The organism is Helicobacter burdigaliensis, assembly GCF_003670295.1.
GTDB lineage: Bacteria > Campylobacterota > Campylobacteria > Campylobacterales > Helicobacteraceae > Helicobacter_D > Helicobacter_D burdigaliensis.
Genome location: NZ_QXJG01000001.1, coordinates 68730 through 90486, shown reverse-complemented (window position 1 = coordinate 90486; position 21757 = coordinate 68730). Strand labels below are relative to the sequence as shown.

23 protein-coding genes and 1 other RNA gene are annotated in these 21757 nt (G+C 31.9%); 18 read left to right on the top strand and 6 right to left on the bottom strand.

Going from position 1 to position 21757, the window contains the following annotated elements; all coding sequences use genetic code 11:
- Positions 1-31: 31 nt before the first annotated feature.
- On the bottom strand, positions 32-1159 hold the full coding sequence (locus EBF09_RS00465) for a metallophosphoesterase (RefSeq protein WP_121763187.1): 1128 nt from the start codon (positions 1157-1159) through the stop codon (positions 32-34).
- A complete protein-coding gene (locus EBF09_RS00460) occupies positions 1156-2367 on the bottom strand; it encodes a glycosyltransferase (protein WP_121763186.1) in 1212 nt (403 codons plus the stop codon). Before EBF09_RS00460 ends, EBF09_RS00465 begins: the two co-directional genes overlap by 4 nt.
- Before the next feature lie 95 nt (positions 2368-2462).
- On the opposite strand from EBF09_RS00460, the gene EBF09_RS00455 reads away from it, so the two are divergent.
- The 5 genes from EBF09_RS00455 (at position 2463) to EBF09_RS00435 (ending at position 6703) form a co-directional block, all read left to right on the top strand.
- On the top strand, positions 2463-3146 hold the full coding sequence (locus EBF09_RS00455) for an AzlC family ABC transporter permease (protein ID WP_121763185.1): 684 nt from the start codon (positions 2463-2465) through the stop codon (positions 3144-3146).
- Entirely contained in the window at positions 3139-3462 is a 324-nt protein-coding gene (locus EBF09_RS00450) for a branched-chain amino acid transporter permease (protein ID WP_121763184.1), read from the top strand. Before EBF09_RS00455 ends, EBF09_RS00450 begins: the two co-directional genes overlap by 8 nt.
- A 9-nt stretch (positions 3463-3471) precedes the next feature.
- The gene (locus EBF09_RS00445; RefSeq protein WP_121763183.1) at positions 3472-3813 is read left to right on the top strand and encodes an arsenate reductase family protein; all 342 of its coding nucleotides are present in this window, start codon (positions 3472-3474) and stop codon (positions 3811-3813) included.
- Entirely contained in the window at positions 3810-5174 is a 1365-nt protein-coding gene (locus EBF09_RS00440; RefSeq protein ID WP_121763182.1) for an SH3 domain-containing C40 family peptidase, read from the top strand. Before EBF09_RS00445 ends, EBF09_RS00440 begins: the two co-directional genes overlap by 4 nt.
- A 176-nt stretch (positions 5175-5350) precedes the next feature.
- On the top strand, positions 5351-6703 hold the full coding sequence (locus tag EBF09_RS00435) for an FAD-dependent oxidoreductase (RefSeq protein WP_121763181.1): 1353 nt from the start codon (positions 5351-5353) through the stop codon (positions 6701-6703).
- Positions 6704-6720: 17 nt separating this feature from the next.
- On the opposite strand, the gene moaC is transcribed toward EBF09_RS00435, so the two are convergent.
- Both moaC and EBF09_RS00425 read right to left on the bottom strand, forming a co-directional pair.
- Positions 6721-7194, bottom strand: coding sequence for a cyclic pyranopterin monophosphate synthase MoaC (moaC, locus tag EBF09_RS00430; protein WP_121763180.1), 474 nt, complete (start codon positions 7192-7194; stop codon positions 6721-6723).
- Positions 7195-7202: 8 nt separating this feature from the next.
- Entirely contained in the window at positions 7203-9224 is a 2022-nt protein-coding gene (locus EBF09_RS00425) for an STT3 domain-containing protein (protein ID WP_121763179.1), read from the bottom strand.
- Positions 9225-9300: 76 nt separating this feature from the next.
- Between EBF09_RS00425 and hypD the strand changes: the two genes are divergently transcribed.
- Genes hypD through EBF09_RS00375 form a run of 11 tightly spaced genes read left to right on the top strand, consistent with a single transcriptional unit; the run spans position 9301 to position 17421 of the window.
- Positions 9301-10413, top strand: a complete 1113-nt coding sequence (gene hypD, locus EBF09_RS00420; RefSeq protein WP_121763178.1) for a hydrogenase formation protein HypD — start codon at positions 9301-9303, stop codon at positions 10411-10413.
- Between the two features lie 55 nt (positions 10414-10468).
- Positions 10469-10837, top strand: coding sequence for an aspartate 1-decarboxylase (gene panD / locus EBF09_RS00415; protein WP_121763177.1), 369 nt, complete (start codon positions 10469-10471; stop codon positions 10835-10837).
- Positions 10830-11141 (top strand): YbaB/EbfC family nucleoid-associated protein, encoded by a 312-nt coding sequence (locus EBF09_RS00410; protein ID WP_121763176.1) that lies wholly within the window; start codon positions 10830-10832, stop codon positions 11139-11141. The genes panD and EBF09_RS00410 overlap by 8 nt, the downstream gene beginning before the upstream one ends.
- On the top strand, positions 11142-12200 hold the full coding sequence (locus tag EBF09_RS00405; RefSeq protein WP_121763175.1) for a DUF7488 domain-containing protein: 1059 nt from the start codon (positions 11142-11144) through the stop codon (positions 12198-12200).
- Positions 12200-13057 carry a polyprenyl synthetase family protein gene (locus EBF09_RS00400; protein WP_121763174.1) on the top strand — a complete coding sequence of 286 codons (858 nt, stop codon included), beginning with the start codon at positions 12200-12202 and terminating at the stop codon, positions 13055-13057. The genes EBF09_RS00405 and EBF09_RS00400 overlap by 1 nt, the downstream gene beginning before the upstream one ends.
- A gap of 12 nt (positions 13058-13069) precedes the next feature.
- A complete protein-coding gene (gene surE, locus EBF09_RS00395) occupies positions 13070-13852 on the top strand; it encodes a 5'/3'-nucleotidase SurE (RefSeq protein WP_121763173.1) in 783 nt (260 codons plus the stop codon).
- Positions 13849-14526 carry a tRNA threonylcarbamoyladenosine dehydratase gene (locus EBF09_RS00390; RefSeq protein ID WP_121763172.1) on the top strand — a complete coding sequence of 226 codons (678 nt, stop codon included), beginning with the start codon at positions 13849-13851 and terminating at the stop codon, positions 14524-14526. The genes surE and EBF09_RS00390 overlap by 4 nt, the downstream gene beginning before the upstream one ends.
- Entirely contained in the window at positions 14523-14681 is a 159-nt protein-coding gene (locus tag EBF09_RS09145; protein WP_198672504.1) for a hypothetical protein, read from the top strand. The genes EBF09_RS00390 and EBF09_RS09145 overlap by 4 nt, the downstream gene beginning before the upstream one ends.
- Positions 14682-14683: 2 nt before the next feature.
- The gene (locus EBF09_RS00385) at positions 14684-15553 is read left to right on the top strand and encodes a carbon-nitrogen hydrolase (RefSeq protein WP_198672510.1); all 870 of its coding nucleotides are present in this window, start codon (positions 14684-14686) and stop codon (positions 15551-15553) included.
- The gene (locus EBF09_RS00380; protein ID WP_121763170.1) at positions 15546-16091 is read left to right on the top strand and encodes a class I SAM-dependent methyltransferase; all 546 of its coding nucleotides are present in this window, start codon (positions 15546-15548) and stop codon (positions 16089-16091) included. The genes EBF09_RS00385 and EBF09_RS00380 overlap by 8 nt, the downstream gene beginning before the upstream one ends.
- A gap of 1 nt (position 16092) precedes the next feature.
- Positions 16093-17421: an MATE family efflux transporter gene (locus EBF09_RS00375; protein ID WP_121763169.1), complete on the top strand. Its 1329-nt coding sequence runs from the start codon at positions 16093-16095 to the stop codon at positions 17419-17421.
- Here EBF09_RS00375 and EBF09_RS00370 read toward each other — a convergent pair.
- Both EBF09_RS00370 and EBF09_RS00365 read right to left on the bottom strand, forming a co-directional pair.
- Positions 17418-17633, bottom strand: a complete 216-nt coding sequence (locus EBF09_RS00370) for a hypothetical protein (protein ID WP_121763168.1) — start codon at positions 17631-17633, stop codon at positions 17418-17420. The two genes, EBF09_RS00375 and EBF09_RS00370, sit on opposite strands and share 4 nt — an antisense overlap.
- Positions 17634-17752: 119 nt before the next feature.
- Positions 17753-20206, bottom strand: coding sequence for a hypothetical protein (locus EBF09_RS00365; protein ID WP_121763167.1), 2454 nt, complete (start codon positions 20204-20206; stop codon positions 17753-17755).
- Between the two features lie 105 nt (positions 20207-20311).
- Between EBF09_RS00365 and rnpB the strand changes: the two genes are divergently transcribed.
- Both rnpB and hypE read left to right on the top strand, forming a co-directional pair.
- Positions 20312-20626, top strand: an RNA gene (gene rnpB / locus EBF09_RS00360) — RNase P RNA component class A.
- 18 nt (positions 20627-20644) lie between these two features.
- The gene (gene hypE / locus EBF09_RS00355) at positions 20645-21658 is read left to right on the top strand and encodes a hydrogenase expression/formation protein HypE (protein WP_121763166.1); all 1014 of its coding nucleotides are present in this window, start codon (positions 20645-20647) and stop codon (positions 21656-21658) included.
- Positions 21659-21757: the final 99 nt, after the last annotated feature.

Sequence of the window (21757 nt, the reverse complement as noted above, 5' to 3'; positions counted from 1 at the left end):
TACTTAGTTTGTTTTAAAAATTTTATCAATTTTAAAAATCCTTAGGTAAAAATTCAAAATGTGTAATTTCAGCTCTTGCTAAGATTCTCATCGGAGGCCCCCAATAACCCGTTCCACGATTTACATAAATTTGTGTAGTTTGTGAATGTTGGTATAAACCTTGCAAATAAGGCTGATCTAAAGTTACTAAGAATCTAAAAGGAAAAATTTGCCCACCATGCGTATGCCCACAAAGCATCATATCAATTTTATCTTCTTCTGTGATTTCTTTAATAAATTTTGGTTGATGCGCTAAAAGTAAAGTAGGCAATTTCTCATTTCTTAAAGTCAAAGCTTCTTTTAAATGGGGCTCTAATGCTCCAATTCTTCTACCAAAAAGATCATAAACGCCTATGAGATTAAAAAGTTCTTCCCCATTTTTACTAATAATAATATTTTCATTTTCCAAAACTCTTATACCTAAGCTTTTTAAAGCTTCTAATAACTCCCCTATTCCATGAAAATACTCATGGTTTCCTACGATATAATACACACCAAGAGGAGCTTTTAACTTTGCAAGCTCTTTTAGGGCTTCACTAACATTAGAAATCTTTATATCAATAATATCTCCTGTTAAAAAAATAATATCTGCTCCTAAGGCATTGCTTTGCTCTACAATCCCCCTTACTACACTTTGCTCTATCAAGCCTCCAATATGCAAATCACTAATTTGCACTGCACTAAAAGGCATTTTTAGATTCTTAATTTTAGGAGTTACTCTTGTAATTTCTGGTTTTAATTTTCCTTCAATAATCCCCCAACCTAAATATCCACTCGCAAAAATACCGCTAAAAATATTAATCACTTGCTTAAAAAAATGTCTTCTTTTATGGCTAAAAATCAATGCTAGATTTAAAATCTGATAAACAATACTTACCACAAAAAGCACAAAAGCTACACCTATGGATAAGGATACAAAAAAGTATAAAACAGGTGGCATACTAAGATAATAGCGTCCTAAAAAATATCCTAAAATTCCAAAATAATTGATGATTAAAAAATACTTTAAGATTCTTAAAGGAATTTTTGGTTTCACCATTTTTTTAAAAAACAAAAAATAAATCCAAAAATGCACTACTAAGAATATAGATACTGCTATAAAGGGAAATAAATTATTCATTTTCTTTCCTTATTTTCATATTTTACTTTTAACTCTCTTGCTTCTTTAAAGAATTTAAACAATCCTCCCATATGCCATTGCTTACAACCACTAATAAGGCTTGCTCCTAATTTATAAGGCACACTTTGTTGCTCTTTTAATGCAAATTTATAATCCTCATAAGTTTCAAGTGGAGGAAGCTTTAAATGTGGATTTGTTTGGATAATTTTATGATAATTTTCAATTTCTCTTTTGTGTCTTATTGTGGCTTTAACCAACAAAAAAGGTATTTTAATTCTTCCAGCTAGGCTTGTATAGTTTTTAAAAATAATATAGCCTAATTTATAGCTCAAATGGTATCTAAAACGCTCGTACCCATAACTTGTTTTTGCAACAAAGCCCTTATTATAAGGAGTTCCATTTGCTTGTATCCACTGCAAATAATATTCTTTCCACATAGGCCAAAGCCTAAAAACAAGCTCATTGTTCCAAAAACGATTATTAGGGCCAAATGCATGGATAATATGTGGATTCTTATTTGCCCTATAATGCACACTTCCTGTATAACCAAAATCTAAATTCTTTACCTTTAAATGATTTTTAAAAATCAAATAACTTAAACCCGCTTGATCATTGCAATTTAAAAGATTAGATGCAAACCATATATAAAGTTCTTCATAGAGTTTTAAAGGCTCTTTTATCCCATCATTAAAAAGCACGATTCCAGAGCGATAAACGCATAAATTATGGTATTCTACTTGATACCCTGTTGTTTGTTGCATAGTCGTGCGTCCTCTATGTGCTGCTAAAACATAGCCTTTTTTCTTAAACTTTTTAAAATGCTCCAAACTTCTTAAAAGCAAAATATCAAAATCTAAATAAATAATATTTTCACATTCTTTTAAATATTTTAATCCCTCAAAAAGTGCAAATGCCATAAAAGTCCAACGCTTTAGAAAACGATTTAACCTTTGAAAATAAAGGGGATTTTTAGCTGCATTTTTAATCTTATTTTCAAAATCATCTTTTGTAAATACAATAAACTCTACTTTACTTTCTTTTGCAAGTTTAAAGATAGCTTGTTTATCTCTTTTTGAAAAATTATCACTCACAATATAAAAAATATCTACTGCCATAAGAGCTTTAATGTTTGCTATCATTGTGCCTATTGTGAAAATACTCTCACTCGTTGCTGCAAGTAAAATACCTAATTTATGTTTGTTATTCACTTTATTAATTCCTGCAAAACAGACTTATAAAAGGCTTATTTTAGCATATTTTGGTATAATTTTGGCTTTGTATTGAAATTCTTATAAGGATTTAAATGTTCTTTAAAAGCTTTTTGCAAACGCTTCCTGTGTGTATAGGTTATTTATCCTTAGGGGCTACTTTTGGGATATTATTTGCCACTGACCTTAATCTATCTTGGTTTTATGCACTTTTAATGGCTTTATTTGTTTATGCAGGAGCGGGGCAGCTTTTATTGGTTTCTCTTATTGCTTTAAAAGCTGGGTTTTTTCAGATTGCAATTGCTTCATTTTTCTTAAATATTCGCCATATTTTTTATTCACTCTCTATTTTAGATACCATAAAATCTTTTAGCTTAAGTAAATATTACATCTTATTTGGATTAACCGATGAAACTTTTGCAATCTTAAAAACCAACAAAGAAAGCCATACACTTACCCAAAAAGAGCTAGAAAAATCTTATCTTTTTATTACACTTTTTAATCATTTTTATTGGATTGTTGGTTGTATGTTAGGCGTTTTTATAGGAAAAAATCTTAATTTTAAACCACAAGGCATAGAATTCACCCTAACAGCACTTTTTAGCGTTTTAACCCTCTCGCTCCTTTATCAGCAAAAAAGCAAAATACCTTTCTATGCGGGTATTTTGATAGGAGTCTTTGGGCTTTTATTCTTTCCTAGTAAGTATTTTTTGATTCTTTCTATTCTTTTGGGGATTATCTTTTTGCTTTTGGCTAAAAGGTGGATTAGCTATGAATAATGAAACCCTATATGTTCTTTTAGCCATTATTGCTGCAACACTAGGCACAGCACTTACGAGATTTTTACCCTTTTTAATCCTTAAAAAACACTCTTCAAGCCATTACTTAAAGTATTTGCAAAATACTATGCCACTTTTAATTATGACTCTTTTAGTATTTTATTCTCTAAGTGGGCTAAACTGGCAAGAATCTTATGGAATTTATGAAATTTTAGGTATCCTTTGCTCTGCTTTATGTTTTTTATGGTTTAAAAATGCAGTTTTGAGTATATTTGCAGGAATTATTTTTTATATGGTAATGATTAGATTTTTTTAAGGAGTTAAAATGATAAAAATATATGGTATTAAAAATTGCGGTAGCGTAAAAAAGGCTTTAAATTTTTTAAATACGCACAATTTAGAATATGAATTTATTGATTTTAAAAAAAGCACACCCACAAGTGAAATTTTAGAATCTTGGCTAAAAAACACTACTTTGGAACAACTTTTTAATAAAAAGGGAACCACTTATAAAAAGCTAAATTTAAAAGAACTTTCCTTAGATGATAAAGGTATCAAAGAATATTTACTTAAAGAGCCTATGCTTATTAAGCGTCCTGTGATTGAATATAACAAAGGGATTCTTGTAGGCTTCAGCGAAGAGCTTTATAAAAAGAATCTTTTATGAATCTTAATAAACGATTGGGTAAAATTGCTTATGTTAGTCTTTTAGCAATTTTATTGCTAGTAGGCTGTGCTACAAAAGAGCCTAAAAATCACTCTATCACTCTCCCAAAACAGGATTTAAAACCTTTTATCACAAAAGATTTCACCCTTTTGCAAACTTATAGCAAAAAACTTAAAAGGGATTATTTAGAGCATTTCTTTTCTCCTTGGAATAAGCCCACAACCTTAAGTAAAAATGATGTGGATTTTGGATTAAGACTTGCCTATAAAAATTTAGGTTTTGGAGAAAATCTTTTACCAAATTCTAAAGAATGGATTGATAGCTTAAAGCAAGAAGCAAACCTTGATACATTCCCTTCACTTAACAAACCTGCCATCATCACGCGCACTACAAATTTAAGGGTTTTACCTACAAATAAGCCAAAATTTCATAATCCAAAACTTGCAGGAGAGGGCTTCCCATTTGATTATTGGCAAAACTCTTCTATTTATAGTGGCACGCCCATAGCGATTTTACATTATTCTAAAAATAAATCGTGGGCTTTTGTGCAAAGTGGATTTGTAAGTGGTTGGGTAAATGTGCTAGATATTGCAATCTTAAATAATCAGCAAATAAAAACTCTGCAAAGCTATAAGGATTTTTTAGTATTTACTAAAGATTACACGCCACTTTACACAAAGCAAGGAGAATTTTTAGATTTTGGACGCATTGGTATGCTTTTACCCCTTATAGGTAGCACAAAAGACTTCTATGAAGCACAATTCATCACGCGCACAAAACGAGGCTATGCTAGTTTTAATAAAATTTTGCTCAAAACAAAAGTCGTTTCAAAATTCCCTACTCCTTTTACTAAAGACTCTTTAAGCAATTTGGCAAACCCACTTTTAGGGGAAAAATATGGCTGGGGTGGAAGCTTTTTTAATCGTGATTGTTCTATGCTTTTGCGTGATCTTTTTGGAAATTTTGGTTTTTATCTTTTGCGAAACTCACAAAGTCAAATAAGACAAAAAGATTTCAAAGGGGATTTAAATTATTTTGAACTCTCCACACTCAACAAAAAAGAAAAAACAGATTTTATTATTAAAAATGCCATTCCTTTTGCAACTTTTTTGGGCATGAAAGGACATATTATGCTTTATTTAGGACACAAGGAGGGAAAGATTTTTGTCTTGCACGATATTTGGGGGCTAAAAACGCTACAAAATGAAACAGAAGAAGGACGATATATTTTAGGAGGTATTCATATTACTCCTTTAGATATTGGTAAAGATTCTCCTAATATATCCCAGCAAAACCTCCTAATACAAAGGGTTTATGGTATGAAAATACTTTTTAATAAAGAGGATTTAAAGGCTTTTTAGCAAGGGTTTTATAAATCTTATCATTTTCCAAAACATAAAATTTTATTTAACCTTAGCAAAGTTAAAGTAAGTAATAATGTATAATTTATACAAATACATTAAAAAATTAAGAAAAATATAAAACTTTGATATTTAAGTTTTATGAAAAATTACTTAAATTTAAGAGGAGATAGATGATGAAAAATCATTATGATGTCGCAATTATTGGTGCTGGAATTTCTGGTAGTGCTTTGTTTTATGCCCTTACTCATTATACAGATATTAAAAAAGTGGTTTTACTAGAGAAATACCATGCTCCTGCCACTTTAAGCTCTAGTGGAAATAACAACTCACAAACCATTCATTCAGGTGATATTGAAACAAACTATACTTTTGAAAAAGCTAAAAAAGTGGCGCGTGCTGCAAAGCTTTTAACTTCTTATGCTTCTTATCATAAATTACAAAATAAAAGCATTTTTGAATATCAAAAAATGGCAATAGGTGTAGGCGATAAAGAAGTAGAATTTATAAAACAACGCCATGAACAATTTAAAGAAATCTATCCTGAATTAGAATTTTTTACTAAAGATACTCTAAGAGAGATTGAACCTAATGTTATTAAACTAGCGGATGGAAGCGATAGACCTGAAAATGTTGTAGGTTCTGGTATGAGAAAAAGCTTTTGTGCTATGAATTTTAATTCTGTTGCAAACCATATGATCGAACAAAGTAATTTTGGCGAACACAAAGTGCTTTTTAACTATAAAGTTAAAGATATTATAGAACAAGGCGATGGAGCTTACACAATAAGATCAGAAGGTAACTCCCCTATTAGTGCTTCTTTTGTGCTTGTAGATGCTGGGGCACATTCACTCTATTTAGCACAAAATATGGGCTATGGACTAGATTTAGGCTGTCTTCCGGTTTCAGGAAGTTTTTATTTTATCCCGGGTAGCAAATTACAAGGCAAAGTTTATACCGTGCAAAATCCAAAACTTCCTTTTGCTGCAATCCATGGCGATCCTGATGTTGTCGCACAAGGAAAAACTAGGCTTGGACCCACTGCTTTAGCCCTACCAAAACTAGAAAGATTTAAAAGTGGCACAACCATGGATTTTCTAAAAGTATTTGGCTTTGGAAGTGCCACTACTAAGATTATGTGGGATTTATTAAGTGATAGTGAGATTAGAAATTATATCTTTAGAAACTTTATTTATGAGATTCCAAGTATTGGTAAAAAATACTTTTGGGAAGAAGCTAAAAAGATTATCCCTTCAATCCGCCTAGATGAACTCACCTATGCAGAAGGTTTTGGTGGAATTAGACCACAAGTTTTAGATAAAAACAAAAAGAAACTAGAACTTGGAGAAAAGAAAATTAAAAGCAACAAAGGAATTACTTTTAATATGACACCAAGCCCGGGTGCTACAAGCTGTATGAAAAATGCACTTTTGGATATGTTAGAGATTGTAGATTATCTAAAAGCAAATATTAAATATGAAAAAATCAAAGAAGAACTCAATGAAGAAAGCCTTGAATGGTTAGAATAAACTAGATTAATTCTAGTTTATTCTCTTAAATAATCCCCACTTTTTCCACCACTTTTTTGTACCAAATAAATCTCGCCTAGTTCCATACTTTTATCTATGGCTTTTACCATATCATAAATTGTCAAAAGCCCTATATTTACACCCATTAATGCTTCCATTTCTACACCTGTTTTAGAATCTGTTTTTACCCTCACCTCCAAAATAAAAGCATTTTCTTTTTCTAGTTCTACAACCTCGCATTTTACAGAACTCAAAAATAAAGGATGGCACATAGGAATAAGCTCTGAAGTCTTTTTGGCTCCCATAATCGCTGCAATAATTGCTGTTTGTAATACAGGACCTTTTTTAACCTTATTATCCATAATTGCCAAAAAAGCTTCCTTACTCATAGTGATTTTTCCTCTAGCTAATGCCTCTCTTTGTGTGATTTGCTTATCTGAGACATCCACCATTGTGGGATTGTTGTTGCTATCTAAATGGGTAAATTGCATAATACTCCTTAAAAATTTAGTTTATATACTTTTATTTTGTCATTTTTAAGTGTAAGTGTAAAGTAATCTTTATTAAGATCTTCATAAAACATCGCTCTAAAATAAAAAGTTTTTAAATAATCACTATCACACAAAAGTATTCTACCATCTTCTAAAACAATCGCTGCAAGCCTACTATCTTTAGAAATTTGTAATTCTTTTTTATCCTTTTGGTAAAAAATCTTTTCTAAAAAAACTTCCATTCTCAAGCTTTTAATCTTGACTTTTCCACTTTTTAAATGCAAAGAAATGTCTTTATTTAAGCTAAGCCAACCCGATTCTTGCTTCTTTGGCGCGCTAAGAAGAAAAAATTTATCTTTTTCTAATGTGCCATTTTTTAAATCCATTGCACTAAATTTTCTAATTACATTGATAATCTCTAGCATTCTTAAAGGAACTATAATATATAAATTTTTATTATTTTGCCTAGTTACTTCTTTATCCCTCAAAGCAATTTTAAGAAGTTTTGGAGTATAGAGCTTATTTTGCTCTAAAAATCTATTAAAATCCACTCCATTTAAAAGCATTTTTGCAAGTTTTGCACTTAAAATCTCATCTTCGCTCATAAAAATAAAACTAATAGGATAATTCTCCATTCCAGTATTATTTCCACCATCTACAAAAGTATCTAGCTTGCTAAAATAACGCACAGGATAGCCATAATCCCACCAAGTTAGTGCATAATCTCCTTTAACTTGTGGAATCTTTTGTAACACATTTATTTCTTCTTGCGTAAATACAAAAGGATAAGTATAATTTATAATATGTTTAAAACTATTTACCAAAAGTAAAGATGCCAAAAGAATAAAAATAAGCAATCTAGCCTTAAAATACCAAATCTTTTCTAGCATAAAAGCCATAAAAACACCTACACCTAATGCAAAAATAGGCACAGCATAAAAAGTATAACGCATACCTCCAATGAGTGCAAAAACCCCTAAAGCTAACAAAGGCAAACCAATCACAAACCTAAAATCTTTAACCAAAAGCCAAGCAAAACCTAAAATCCCACAAAAAAATGCAAAATACCCCCCACTTACACGATAGACAAATTCACTAAAATTAATATTAGACACTTCATAAATTGTATTAATAGCAGCATAGTATTTTAGCTCTCCTTGTATATTATCTACTTTACTTATATAAGCACTATTTATAACATTCTCTCCTAACTTTATCCCTGCAAACACTATAAAAAACAAGAAAAAAAGATAAAAAATCCATTCTCTTTTTTTAAAAATTTCTTCTTTTAAAACATAACTTAAAATTATAAAAATTAATAAAAATACCCAATAAAAAGGGGACTTAAAAATGCTAAATAACAAAACAATCCCCATAAAAAAAGCATAAAACATTAAATAAGCTTTTTTATAAAAAAACACAAAAAAGACAAACAATATAAAATAACCTATAAAAATATAACGCAAAGAGGGATAATAAGCCAATCCAAAAGAAATCAAGACTAGATTAACTAAAAGATTTATTTTACTTTTAGAATAAAAAGCAAAATAAATAAGAGCAAAAACTGCTAATGCAAAAGGTAAAATCAACATATCTGTATCAAAATAACCAAAAATTGTGCGGTTATAATAGCTTGTTGTAATTGCACCAAAAAACCCACAAAGTGCGCTAGCAAGATTCCCAAACTTTTTAGTCAAAATCATCAAAGGAAATACCACCAAGCTCCCTAAAATTCCGCTCATAAAAAAGATTACTGCTTCTAAATTAAAAGGCAAAAGCCAAGTTAAAAATGCACTAAGAAGTGATAGTATCTCATTTGTTGGACTTTGGCTCGTATTTTTCACCCCTTCTAATAAATCTCTAGCACCCTCTGCATAAAAGTATCCATCATGATTGTTTAAAATAAAGCTACTTTTGGCAAAAGTATTTATTTCATCTTGCATATTATAAAGATAAACAAAACGCACCCCTATGCTTAAAAAATATACCACAAACATTAAAATCAAAAAATTTATTTGTCTTTTTTGCATAGAACCTCTTATCTTTAAAGCCTTTTTAGCTTTTTGTGCTAAAATTCTTTATGTAAATTTATCATAAAGAAAGACAATGAATCCTTATATTGATATTTATAGAGATAGCACAAAAATACAATCTCTTTTTAAAGCCATTACTAAACTCTCCTCTAAACTACCCTATCCTTTGAAAATTATGGAAGTTTGTGGCGGACATACCCATACGATTATGAAATACGCCCTCCCACAACTTTTACCTAGCAATATTGAATTTGTGCATGGACCAGGCTGTCCTGTTTGCATTATGCCAAAAAGCAGAATCGATTATGCTAGAAAAATCGCAGAACAAAAAGATGTGATTTTAGTAACTTTAGGCGATATGATAAAAGTCCCAGGAAGTCAAGGCTCATTACAACAAGCAAGGGCTGAAGGCTTAGAAATCTTTTTTGTGTATTCTCCACTAGATGCACTAAAAATCGCTCAAAACAATCCTGATAAAAAGATTGTTTATTTTGCAATAGGATTTGAAACTACTACTCCTATGAGTGCAGCCCTATTACAAAGCGTGATAAAACTAAAGCTAAAAAATTTCCTTTTTGCAATCAATCATGTTTTAGTCCCTCCTCCTTTACATGCAATTTTAGATTCTAAAGACAACCAAATCAACGCTCTCTTAGCACCCTCACATGTGAGTGTTATCACAGGGGCTAAAATCTATACTCCTTTTGTAGAAAAATACAAACTTCCAGTAGTTGTATGCGGTTTTGAGCCAGTAGATGTAGGAGAAAGCTTAATATCCATCTTAGAACAAGTGATTTCCAAACAACCCAAAGTAGAGATACAATATGCAAGAAGCGTTACACAAGAGGGAAACAAAAAAGCACAAGAATTAGTAGAGCGTTATTTTTGCTTAGAAGATAGCTTCACTTGGAGGGGCTTAGGCGAAATAGCACATTCTTCTTTAAGACTAAAAGATGAATTTAGCGAATTTGATGCACTAAAAATCTATCAAGATGTCTTAAAAGATACTCCTAAAAATGATCATAAACTTTGCATTTGCGGAGAGATTCTAAAAGGCTCTAAAAAACCCTATGATTGCAAACTCTTTAAAAAAGCTTGCAACCCACAAAACCCACTTGGAAGCTGTATGGTAAGCAGTGAGGGAGCATGTGCAGCTTACTATAAATATGGGGATTTTAATTTTTAAAGCTTTTTAGGATAAGATATGCTAAAATTTTAAAAATTCATACAAAGGCATTCTTTTGAAATTTAATATGCTTTATAGCAAAATTCATAGAGCATCTGTAAGCGATGCAAATTTAAATTATGTGGGCTCTATTACTATTGATAAAGAGCTAATGGAAGCTGCCAAACTCTATGAGGGGCAACAAGTAGATATTGTAAATATCAACAATGGCGAACGCTTCTCTACTTATGTAATAGAGGGCAAAAAGGGAGATATGTGCTTAAATGGTGCAGCGGCTAGAAAAGTGCAAATTGGCGATAAGATTATTGTGATTGCTTATGCACAATACTCTAAAGAAGAGCTAGAAGACTATGCCCCTACGATTGTATTAGTAGATGAAAACAATCAAATAATTCATATAAAAAAGGATTTAAAAAATGTTTGACCCACAAGAACTTGCAAAAACACTAGGAGATTTACAAGAAAAACTAAAAGTTGCTCAAGAAGAGAATAAACAAAAAACAATCACTGCAAAAAGCGGTGGCGGGCTTATTAGCGTGAGTGCTAATGGAGAGGGAGAAATTATTGATATTAGCATTGATGATAGTCTTTTAGAAGATAAAGAATCTATGCAGATTCTATTAATGAGTGCTTTAAATGATATGTATAAAAGCGTAGAAACTAATCGCAAGGGTATGGCTATGGGTATGCTTGGCAATCTTGGCGATTTTCCCCTAAAAGGAATTTAGATGTTAAACAAGTTTTTAGTATGTTCTCTTGCTAGTTGCCTATTTGTTTTTGGATATGATTTTAGTGCTTGTTCTTTAAAGTCTAAAGATTCGCTAGAACCTATTAATAAAAGTTATGGAATAGCCATAGCTCCCTTGTATGAAAAAGATTTAAACAAAACCACACCTGTAAAATCTAAGCTTTTTATGTATTCTCCTAATGCCACTCCTAAAGGCTACAAGATTTTAAAGCATGATCCATATTTAGGAATGTATCTTTTAGAATCTAAAAGCAATCTTAAGCCCATTAAGCTACTTCCTCTTACAAATGCTATTTTAGAAGAAGAAATGGCAAGCATTACTCCAAAAGACAATGTGAGTGGAAAATTTCAAAGCTTTATGCAAAGCCCACGCTTTTTTGCTACTTTAAATGTCCCTACCTTTAAAAATAGTCTTATTAGCACAATTTGTGATAATGTCTATGGAATTGGCATAGGTGAGGGAAAATTCATTGACAAAAAATATTTAGAGCGTTTTTTAAATTCTAAAGAAATCTATTATGGCGATATTGGTATTAGAGCGAAGCAAAATAAAGATGATTTTGTAGAAGTAGATGTAATAGATCCTTTTTTTCCTAAGAATCCTTTTAAATATGGAGATATTATCCTAACAATCAACAATGAAGCCATTCCAAACACTCAAAGCTTTGATAGAGTAGTTTTTGATTTAAAACAAGGCTCACAAGTGCCTATTAAGATTAAAAGAGGAGAAGCCACGCTAGAACTTATGGCTTTAGTAGATAAAAGACGCGGTGGTATGCTTTTGCCTGAAGATTTTTTAGGGCGTGTTGGACTTAGCATTGCTCCAGACTTTACAATTACTTCCCTATCGCCTTTAGCAAAAAATGGCTTTGAACGCCTAAAAGTAGGCGATAAAATCCTAAGAGTTAATCAAAAAGAAGTGATTAGTGGAATGGATAATATTATTCATCTTTTAGGAGAATTTGCTTCTAAGCCTCAAAAATGGCTAGTTTCCAGAAATGATTTTCAATTCTTTATTGTTGTGAATGAGGAAAAATAATGAAACTCCAAAAAGTCTTTGAAAATTTTGAAAATTATCTTATACAAAATGCACCCAAAATCCCCTCTTTTCACCCCTATTACGAAAAGGCATTATGGGAGATGGTGCTAAATGGTGGCAAGAGATTCCGCCCCAAACTTCTTTTAAGCATTGTTTATGCAAATTCTCCAAAACTTCTTAAAAAATCCTTTGCACCTGCTCTTGCTTTAGAAATTTTACACACTTATTCGCTAATCCATGATGATCTTCCAAGTATGGATAATGCAACCTTGCGAAGAGGTGCCAAAACCCTGCATACAAAATACGATGAAGTAGGAGCTATTTTAATAGGAGATGCTCTAAACACTCATAGCTTTTATTTGCTCTCTCGTGCAAAATTTAAGCCCAAAATCAAAACAAAACTTATAGAATCTTTAAGCTATAATGGAGGAGCTTTAGGAATGGTTTTAGGACAAGCACTTGATTGCCATTTTGAAAATCAAACCTTACCTATTGATAAATTACAAATCATTCATTTAAATAAAACTGCTAAGCTCATCGCAGCTTCTTTGCAAATGGGTGGAATTATTTGCAAATTTGATAAAGAAAGTCTTGCATTAATTTATGAGCTTGGTTTAAAATTGGGATTATTTTTTCAAATCCGCGATGATATTATTGATGCTACGCAAAGCAGTGTAGAAGCGGGCAAAAACACTCAAAATGATAAAGCAAAAAATAGCTATGTGAATCTTTTAGGCTTAAAAGGTGCAAGAGTAGAATTGCAAAACTATCAAGAACAAATCAAAAATCATCTTAATTTTTTAAACAAAGAAACCAAAGAAATACTAGAAATACTTTTACAAAAATATTTCATTTAAAAAAGGTAAAAAATGAAAAGAATTTTAATTACAAATGATGATGGCTATCAATCTAGCGGACTTTTAGCTCTAAAAGAAGCCCTAAGCCCTCTAGGACATGTTAGTATAGTCGCTCCCGCTTCAGAAAAATCTGCTTGTGGGCATGGTATGAGTCTTACGCGTCCTTTGCGTTTTATTAAATTAGATGATGATTTTTATAAATTAGAAGATGGCACTCCAACAGACTGCATTTATCTGTCTTTATATGCACTTTATGAAGAGAATGTCCGCCCTGATTTAATCGTAAGTGGGATTAATATTGGTTCAAATATGGGGGAAGATGTAAGCTATTCTGGCACAGCAAGTGGAGCGATGGAAGGAGTTTTACATAATATTCCCTCCATTGCTATTTCACAAGTTTTAAAAGATAAAATAGATTTTGGCTTTGACTATGAACTTGCAAAAGATACAATTTATAATTTAGCTAAAAAAATTTTAGAGGGTGGCTTTCCTCTGCAAAAAAGGGAATTTTTAAACATCAACATTCCACAAATTAGCAAAAAAGAATGCAAAGGCTATAAAATCACAGAGCTTGGCATTAGAATGTATGGAAATGATGCACACTTGCATAGAAATCCACGCGGGGAAGAATATTATTGGCTAGGCTTACATCCTCTTGCTTGGGAAGAAAGGGATACAAAGGAGATGTCAGATTTTGAAGCCATTAGACAAAATTATGTCTCCATTACCCCTATTACTCTTGATTTTACTGCAAGAGAGCGTATAAAACCTTTACAAAACTGGATAGAACAATGAGCACACGCTTTGATAGAACACTTTTATTATTTAAAGAAGATGGCTTTAAAAAGCTACAAAATGCAAGTGTTTTGCTTTTTGGTGTAGGTGGTGTAGGGAGCTTTGCACTAGATTGTCTTTATCGTAGCGGTGTAGGTAAAATCTGCATTGTAGATGGGGATTGTTTTGATATTACAAACCAAAACCGCCAAATTGGCTCTTTTGAAGGTTTGGGAGAAAAAAAGGTGGAAGTTTTAGCTAAAATGTATCCTAATATCCACCCTATTTCAAAGCGTTTTAACCCACAAGATATAGAAGAATTTGACTTTAGTGCTTATGATGTAGTACTAGATGCTATTGATGATATTCCAACCAAAATTGCTCTAGCTCTAAAAATAGCAAACAAGCCAAAATTGAAAAATGCACCCTTTTTACTCTCATCAACAGGCAGTGCTAAAAAGCTAGATCCCAGCGAGATTAGATGTGCTAATATTTGGAAAAGCTATGGGGATAAATTTGCAAGAAAATTCCGCGAAGGGTTAAAAAAACAAAATTTTAGAGGTGATTTTAAGGTGATTTTTAGCCCAGAAATTCCAAAATGCAAAGAACTTGGTAGTTTTAGTGCAGTTACTGGAAGTTTTGGGCTAAGGCTAGCAAGTGAGGCAATTTCATACATTTTAAAGGAGAAGCAATGATTTTTACAAAAGCTTATAATGAAGATGAATTAGAAGATTTTGAAGACGAAGAGTTAGATGGATTTGATAGAAACTATGAAGATAGCGATAAATATCTTTATGATGAAGACGATTATGAAAACAGCGATGGAGATTATGAAGGAGAGGATTATTAATGATAGAAGTAGCACTTTTACAGCATTCTTTTAAGAGCAACAAAAAAGACACACTAGATTACACGCATTCACTCATTAAAGAAGCTTCTAAAAAAGCACAGCTTGTTTGTTTGCAAGAGCTTCATACAAGCGAATATTTTTGCCAAAGTGAAAATGTAGATTTTTTTGATTATGCGCTGGATTTTAAAGAAGATTGTGAGTTTTTTTCTAAAATCGCAAAAGAATGCAAAATAGTGCTTGTAACTTCTTTGTTTGAACGACGCACAAGTGGTTTATATCATAATACTTCAGTAGTATTTGAAAAAGATGGAAGTATCGCAGGAACTTATAGAAAAATGCATATTCCTGATGATCCGGGATTTTATGAAAAATTTTATTTTACCCCTGGAGATTTAGGATTCTATCCCATTTCTACAAGCCTTGGCAAATTAGGTGTATTAGTATGTTGGGATCAATGGTATCCAGAAGCTGCTAGACTTATGACTTTAAGGGGAGCTGAAATTTTAATCTATCCGACTGCGATTGGCTGGTTCAAAGAAGATCCTAAAGAAGAAAAAATAAGACAAAGAGAAGCTTGGATAGCCGTGCAAAGAGGCCATGCAGTAGCAAATGGAATCCCTGTGGTTACGATTAACCGCACCGGATTTGAAAAAGATAAATCGGGCGTTTTAGAAGGGATTGATTTTTGGGGTTCTAGCTTTGCTTTTGGAGCACAAGGAGAACTTTTAGCAGAGGCTAGTATAGATAAAGATGAAATTTTATATTTTAGCTGGGATAAAAAAAGAAGTGAGGAAGTAAGGAGAATTTGGCCTTTCTTGCGTGATAGACGCATTGAATACTATGAGGGACTCTTAAAGCGTTTTGATGATTAAGGATAAAATAAAATGGAATGAAAAATATTCTAAAAACAACACCCCTGGTTCTCCTTTAGAGCTTTTGGTGGATTTCATACAAAAAGCCAAAAAAGGCAAAGCATTAGATATTGCTTGCGGTTTAGGCAGAAACTCTCTTTTTATGCGCGATTGCGGATTTATTGTAGATAGCATAGATATTTCTGATATTGGTTTAGAAAATCTACAAAATGAACCAAATATCCATACTTTTTGTGAAGATTTAGATGATTTTAACATTCCTAGAGATTCTTACCATTTGATTTGTAATAGCTATTTTTTGCAAAGAAAGTTATTTTTAGGAATTAATGAAGGCTTAAAACAAGGTGGGATATTAGTTTTTGAAACCTTTCTTTACAATCCTAGCCTTAGTGATTTTTCTACAAATCCTAGTTACTTTTTACAGCCAAATGAGCTATTAGATTCGTTTAAAAATCTTGAAATTTTATTCTACCAAGAAAAAGAAGTGGAAGAAAAAACGCATTCTAAAATCACACAATTGGTAGCTAAAAAGAAATAAAATGAAATTTCTTTCCAAACAAAGATCTAAAAAAATCCTAAGCATTGCTACTCCTTCAGGTTTAAATTCTCTTTTAGATATAATTAATATCTCTATTGATTTATTACTTGTGGGCACCTTGGGTGCTTCTTTTATCGTGGCAGTAGGAGTTAGTCTTAATTATATTATGCTAGTTTTTGCAATTACCACAATCGTTTTTGTAGGCAATAGCGCACTTGTAGCAAGATTTATCGGAGAAGGACACCAAAAAGAAGCCAATATTGTTGTATCTAGTTTAAGTTTTGCTTCCTTGCTTATAGCACTCCCCACTATGTTTTTATCATTTTTATTCTATGATACTTTCTTTATTTGGATGGGAATCTCACAAGAAGCTAAAATGCTTGGGGATATTTATCTAAAAATAACTCTTTTTAGCATTCCGCTTCTTTTGATTAAACAAGTTAGCATTTCAGCCTTTTCTGCTGCAGCCTATACAAAAATTCCTTTTATTATCAAGATTTTTATTACTTTTTTAAATGCGGGTTTAAAATATAGTTTAATTTTTGGTTTTTTATTTTTGCCTGAACTTGGATTAAAAGGTGCTGCTATTGCAACCCTTATTATCAATTTTATAGAAACTTTAGCACTTTTTGCTTGTCTTTTACTTTTAAAAAATTCTCCTATTTCTTTGGGTAAAAAAATTAATTTTAATTATATCAAAAGGGCTTTTATCATAGGTTTTCCCTCAGGCTGTGAGCGTTTTTTTACCCTTATTTCTATCTTGCTTATGGCAAAATTTGTAGCTTCTTATGGGACAATCAATCTTGCAGGTTATCAGATTGCTACACGCATTGAAGGTTTTGCTTTTATGCCGGGTTTTGGCTTTATGATTGCTGCTATGGCACTTATGGGACAAAATTTAGGTGCTAAAAAACCCTTAGAAGCAAAATACAGCATTTTAAATACACTTTTTTTGGGTGGGTGTTTTATGGGAATTATGGGAATTTTAATGAGTGTTTTTGCCTATCCAATCTCTTATATCTTTAATAAAGATTCACAAATTATTCTTGCGAGTGCAAGCTATCTTATCCCACTTGGACTTTCTCAAATTCCTCTTGCTTTCATCTTTATTCTTGATGGTGCATTAAGAGGAGCAGGAATTACAAAAATCACTCTTTTTACAAATGCAATAATGATTTGGGGGCTTAGGGTAATTCCTTGCTATTTTATTGCCAAATTTCAATACCCTATTATTTATATTTATATTTGTATAAGTTTAGAAACTTTTTTGCGTGCTTTTGTGTATTGGAGAATTTTTAGGATTTGCAAATGGAGACATCATAAAGTCTAAAAAAGTGCTCTAAAAAATTCCATATTAGAAACAATATAAAGCCCCATTGCACCTAAACACAGCACAAAAGCTACAAATATGAGTATCTTTTTTTCAAAAGAAGTTAGTTTATCTCCACTTTTTACAACAGAAATAATTGTTAAAAGCATTACAATAACACAAACAACAGCAATAATGCTTAATGTTATTATAAAACCTTGTAAAGTTGCCATAATTTTTCCTTTTTTATTAAGATTATAGGACATTTTCAATTATTTTATAATAAAACTAGCCTTTTTGCTAAAAACTTAATCATAAAATAAAAAATCTCCATAAATATTCTCTTTAAACTTTAAAATACATAATTCACTCCAAAGCTTCCACTTATTCCTTCTTTATCCCAAAAATAACCATCACCTCTTATAAATAAATTTAAAGGAATTTTGCTACTAGGCTTTATAGATAGAGTCAAATATGGATTAATGATATTAAAATTCCTTTTGTAAGTTTCAAGATTAAATCCATTAATAGAACTCTCTATCCCCCCACTAAGCACCCTTTCATAGGCAAGTCCCATTTTTATACCAAAATCTTCTTGAAAATATTGCAAAGCACTCTCAAACCCTAAAGAATACATCATAGAATCTTTAACCTCTAAAAAATCATTGTTTTGGTGTTTGAGCTCCCTGCTAAAACCTTTTATTCCATCCATCTTAGAATAAAAATTAAAATCCATATTCAAATTTTCCTTAACTTCTTGCAAATACCCAACAGCCATCCCCAAACCTACATAAAAATTATTTTCTTTAAAGGCAACTCTATCATTTGTATGCATATAATAACTATCAAACTTACTCTCTATAACCCCTCCCTTTAAATATCCTTGCATATAGAAATTGCGATTAAAATGATGTCTTATCCCACTCCCTATTCCTATATAGGTTTCTTTTGTATGCCCCCTTGCATTTGCTATATGATTATCAAAATGCCCTGAACCATTCTCAAAAAACAAACTCCCTATACTATTTTTACCTAAATTAAAAATTCCTCCAAAATTTGCATAAACACCATAAAATTCACTACCATCTATTTTATTTTTACCTCCTTGAATGATTGCTAAAATCCCATTCTTCTCTTCTAATGTTTTTTCATACTCTTGCATTTGCTTTAAAACAGCTTCCCCACCATTTCTTAAAAACATTAAACTATTTGCAAAGCTTTTAGGAAAACTTTTAGCCTCTTGCTGCAAACCTTGTGTAACTATAAAATCATCTTTAAGTAATTCATGCTCAAACTCTCCATCTTCCTTTGGTTTCCATGTTTCAAAAATAAAGGTTTTATTCCCGTGTATTAAAGTATCTGCATTAACCTTAATTCCCTTTTCTGCATAAATTAATGCTATATTTTCTTTACTATTCACACCCAAAGAAGAAACAATAACTTCCCTATTGCTAAGATCTAAATTTCCATCTACTCTTAAGATGAAAGTATTCTCACTGCTTGGTAACCCTTCTTTTTTAATATTTTCACTAGAAACATTTAAATAGAGTTTGCTAAAACCCTCTAAACCTCCCACCTTTACACTTCCGCTTGCCAAAATAGAATTGTGTAGATTAATACCCTCATTTGTTAAGCTATTATAACCTCCATAGACTATACCTTTAACTTCTGCATTATCATAAAGTGAGACAAGATTATAACTTGCTTCTTTTGCACTTCCCCCTATCACATTACCTTCCACTTTTCCTTTTAAAATCACTTCATTATATTGTGCCACTTCACTCCCCATTCCTGCGACAACATTTTGTGCTTGTGTGTCTGTACCTAAAAACACTTGATTGCCTTTAGCGATATTTCCCTTTCCCCCTATTGCTTCTCCCGTTATTTCTCCACTTTGTAAATTTAAAAAATTTCCTTGAGAAAGCTCTTTGGCTATTCCACCATAAGCATCTTGTGTAATCCCATCAATAGTTACAAAGTTACTATAAGCATTCACTCCTTCCCCACCTATTAAACTTGTAGCCTTTCCTAGTAAATACACACTATTTTCCTTAGCATTTGCCTCTTTAGAATAACCACCCACTCCCTTTTGAACCTCTCCTGCAATTTCTAAAAAATTTCCTATAGAATCTAATTTAGCATATCCAGAATATGCACTCTCCTTTACTTCTCCTCCACTTTCAATCAAAACAAATTGATTGAGTGCATCTCCATGAGTGCTAAATCCCCCATAAAGATTCTTTGTAACCTTACCACTTATAATTACTTCATTTCCCTCAACATTTAAACCAATGCCACCATATACCTCATTAACCTCTCCCATAATTTCTACATCGTTATATCTTGCATCTGCTTTTTTAGAATAACCCCCAATTACATTTTCTTCTACTTTACCATTTTGATAGACTATGACTTTATTATTACGCACATAATCCTCTCCAAATCCCCCTATTGCATTCTTAGCTTCCCCATTGATTTCTACTTTATTTCTATTTACTAAAGCTTCATTTTCTCCAAAGCCCCCAATAGCAAAATCCACTTTTCCATTAACAATTAAGCTATTATCTAACACACTTGCATAATCTAAATATCCACCTAGTGCAACTCCATTGCTAAAATCTGTGTTAATTATAATAGTATTTCCTCTATAGGTTTGCCCTTCTTTAATAGAAAACCATTGTCTAGAATCTCCTAATGGATTCCCATCTGTATAAGCTTCATTAACATTATTCATTTCTAAATTTTGAGAGTAGAGGAAAAGAGAAAAAGTTAAAAATATACCGCTTTGTTTAATTAAAACACCCATAAAAAATCCTTTTATTTTACTTTACTCTTTTTTAGCTTAAATAATACAATTTTTATTTGTCTTTATAAAAAGCTAAATTTTATTGCTTTTTTGTTAAAATTTTTATAGGTGTAGTGAGTGGTTGCTTTTTAAAAGAGGAAAGTCCGAGCTGCATTGAGATAGGATTCCATTTAAAGAATGGCTAGAGTAATCTAAGGGAAAGCGCAACAGAAAGCAAACCGCCATTTTGGCAAGGGTGAAAGGGTGGAGTAAGAGCCCACCGGAGATGTAGCAATACAACTCGCATTGCAAGCCCAATCCGCAGCAAAAAGGGCATGGTAAAATCTCAAAATTTAGCCCTTTGCTAGATTTTTAATGTAAATTAAAAACAAGATAAATAACCACTTTTAACAGAACTCGGCTTACAACTACACCTAAATTTATTTTTAAGGCTAAAATATGTTTGCAAAACAAATAGAGCTTTCACATGGAAGTGGTGGAATAGAATCGCAAATGTTAATTTCAGAGCTTTTTTATAAGCATTTAGAAGGCTGTGTAATTGGTGGTGGCGAAGATGCAGGAGTTGGCGAGATAAATAAAGGCAAATGTGCCATTAGCACCGATGGCTACACAATCTCTCCACTTTTTTTCCCGGGGGGAGATATAGGAAAGCTAAGTGTTTGTGGAAGTGTCAATGATGTAACCATGATGGGAGCTAGGGCTAAATATCTTAGCGCTTCTTTTATGATTGAAGAGGGGTTTAGCACACAAGAGCTAGAAAAAATCATCATCTCTTTTGCTAATACTTTAAAACTAAGTGACGCTAAGCTTATTTCAGGGGATACAAAAGTGCTTCCAAAAGGCACATTAGATAAAATTTTCATTACCACAACTGCAATAGGCGAATTTATTTATCCAAACCTTAATTTAAGTGCTACAAAGATTCCACAAGATGCATATATTTTAGTAAGTGGAGAAATCGGAAATCATGGGGCAGTTATTTATTCTAAACGCGAAGAAATCAATCTTAAAAGTGATTTACAAAGCGATTGTGCAATTCTTTATCCCCTTTTAGAGCCACTTTTTAAAGAAAACTTAAAAATCTATGCTTTGCGTGATGCGACTAGAGGAGGCATAGCAAGCGTGCTTAATGAATGGGCAAATAGTTCTAATGTTGGCATTTGCATTGATGAAGAAAATCTACCCATTAACAATCAAGTAAAAGGAATTTGCGAACTTTTGGGCTTTGAAGCTTATAATTTAGCCAATGAGGGAATGTGTGTGCTTTGCATTCACAAAGAAGATATTCACAAAGCCCTTAGTCTTCTTCAAAGCCACGATTTAGGTAAAAATGCAAAAATAATAGGCACAACTACAAGCGAACTTCCCAAAAAAGTTGTTTTAAAAACCGCCTATGGAGCAAAACGCTTTTTAGATTATCCAAGCGGAGAGCTACTGCCTAGAATCTGCTAATTTCTAAAGATAAGCATTTTTTGCTTTTTAAAATCCATCATTGTTCTTTAGACTAATTTTATAAACAATATTTAGTGCTTCATAAAAATAAAAATGTGT